This window comes from Parabacteroides caeci (assembly GCF_023656795.1).
GTDB lineage: Bacteria > Bacteroidota > Bacteroidia > Bacteroidales > Tannerellaceae > Parabacteroides > Parabacteroides segnis.
On the sequence record NZ_JAMOKT010000137.1, the window covers coordinates 1 to 2,574 of the forward strand.

General features: G+C 47.0%; 2 protein-coding genes. Both read right to left on the reverse strand.

The genetic code is table 11. The annotated features are described in order from the left end of the window. Positions 1-194: DUF4134 family protein (locus NBH15_RS29470; protein WP_350472311.1), on the reverse strand; the 194-nt coding region annotated here is incomplete at its 3' end. After that, positions 191-1,900 carry a group II intron reverse transcriptase/maturase gene (gene ltrA / locus NBH15_RS29035; RefSeq protein ID WP_250824206.1) on the reverse strand — a complete coding sequence of 570 codons (1,710 nt, stop codon included), beginning with the start codon at positions 1,898-1,900 and terminating at the stop codon, positions 191-193. The genes NBH15_RS29470 and ltrA, both read right to left, overlap by 4 nt. Positions 1,901-2,574: the final 674 nt, after the last annotated feature.

Below are 2,574 nucleotides of genomic sequence, written 5' to 3' on the forward strand. Positions count from 1 at the left end.
GACGAGAACTTGGAATATACCTTCACGCCCCCGATAAGGCCGATAACGGCGCCGATGGCGTAGATTAGTTTCGTGTCGAGTAGGTCAGCCCCATTGCTGGGGCTTTCCCCTCTAAGAACCGTGCATGAGAGTTTCCCCTCACACGGCTCAAGCAACGCATTGCTATTCTTACTGAAGGAATAGTTCTGCCTCATTTCCTACTAATCTTATTAGGGTTAGACTTCCTTTGTTTGCAAGAGCTATGAATGAGAATCTTGAACGGTTTACCGTTGATGGTTTCCTTAATGGTAGTCCACCTACGTTCATCGTCAATAATCTCTCCACAGATAGGACAGCGCATCCCTTGATGAATCCAAATCATGCGCAGGAGGTCATCAACTTCACGAAGTTGATTCTCCGTGTTCTTTGATTTTCTTCTTGCATAATAAGGAGCATCCGCAGGGTCATAAGGATTGACATTCGTTCTGACACGCACATACTTTTGGATTGGAGTGTCTGCCAGCCGCTTCAATCGCAAGGTCGATTCTTTGCCCGACTTCTTGTTCTTGGTAGTGGCGGCAAAACACCAATCCCGTCCGTGCTGTTGTTTGAAATACTTGTCTTTAATCCAATGCATTCCTTTCTTGGGATGTCTGCGTCTTGCCCATTGCCAAAGCGTTTTGTAAATCTCGAAATCCACTCGTGAGAATGCTTTTGATGATGCTCCGTATCGGTAGTAATTTGCCCATCCGGGTATCATGTGATTAAGCATTCTGATAAGGGAGGAAGCCTTAGCCGACTTGTTACTCTTGATTTTTGTGCGTACTTTGTCGCAGAAACTCTTCATCGCATTCTTTGATGGTTTGGTCAGAAGTTTTCCATTCGATTTGTACTCGCGGATGTTGAAGCCAAGGAAATCGAAACCCTCACTGATGTGAGTTATTTTGGTCTTTTCCTCAGACAGCATGAGTCCTCGCTCTGCCATAAATTCCCTTATTAAGGGTAGGATAACCGTTTCTATGGTTTCCTTATCTTTGGCAGTAACAATGAAATCATCGGCATAGCGTACAAGATTGATTTTCGGCTCAATCCATTTACGTCCACCGTATGCGGTAGGCATAGGTTGCCAATATGGTTTCACTGCTTTTTGCACGAGAGACTGTAATCCGTCAAGAGTCATGTTTGCAAGTGTCGGAGAAATTATACCTCCTTGGGGTGTGCCCTCATCGGTCGGGAAGAGTTCACCATTGAACACATAGCCACTTTTCAGCCATTTTCTCAGCACCTCCTTATCCATAGGAATATTGTTGAGGAGCCATTTATGGCTAATGTGGTCGAAGCATCCTTTGATGTCACCCTCCAGAACCCATTTGGGAGCCACGTCTCTTGAAAGCACATTGTGACACTGGGCAATGGCATCTTGACAACTGCGATATTTACGGAATCCATAGGAGTGCTGGTCTCCAGTGGTTTCTGCAATCGGGTCGAGAGCCATGAGATACAATGCCTGCATCGCACGGTCTTTCATAGTCGGTATTCCCAAAGGACGTTTCTTTCCGTTCTTTTTCGGGATTTCGACACGGCGCAATGGCATCGGCTGATAGCCACGGCGTTTCAGTGTGTCAATCGCTTTGACTTTGGCCGCATCGGTTGACCATCTTACACGGTCAACTCCTGCGGTGTTCTTACCCTTGTTAGTAGTAACCCGAACCACGGCAAGATAACGACCGTAGAACGAGTGGGTCAACAGCCACTGCAAAGACTTGACTTTGCCATGTCTGCCTTCCCTTTGAGCCTTTACAATACGTGCTTGCAGCTTCCGAACATAGTCCTCGGCTTTGCGTCGGTCAATGCTTTTCCAACGCTCCGCATCGGTGAGAACCACATTTTCAGGTGCACACGTTTCTTTCGATTCGTTCATTTGCTTTCCTTTCTTTAGAAGTTCTATAAAGTTTATTGTAAAGAGTTACCTTGTGGAAGTGGGCACACTTTCGTGTCGGATGATGTGGCTCTCTGCCATACATGGCAATGAGGTCAATCCGTATCCGCTCCATTACAGAGCGGCATTCGCTTTTTCCACGTTCCTATATCCGCACCCCGTATAGGCTCGCCTTGCGGCTTGCTTACCACTTCCGAAGAAGCGGAGAGATACGGACTTACCACGTTCCGTGTAAGTGACTGTGATGGGTTAGGTCCGTCCTATTCACCGGCAGTCTTGATGTCCGTGTGACCCCACCTGGACAGGAGGTCAGCCGACTGCACACCTTTTTGGTTCAAGCCTCAGACTTCACTCCGTGGAGAGAAGTCAACAACATCATTAGGCTTGTTCTTCGTAACGATGTTTATCAGACGTTCACACTAAGTTGACCATACCATCAAGTCTTGCCCCTCGGCAGAACGATGTTATCCGCCATTGACCTCGGCTCACGCTTTGGTCTGTTCCTTTCGGAAAGGGTACTTTGTCAGGGTAGCTTCGCACAAAATGATTACTCATAATGCACGTACCCTCAGACTACTGCAAACGGAATTGCAGGTGCAATCAATGCTTCTCTAAGCTAAAGTTGCACAATCACTTACACAGTTTACGTGTCACAC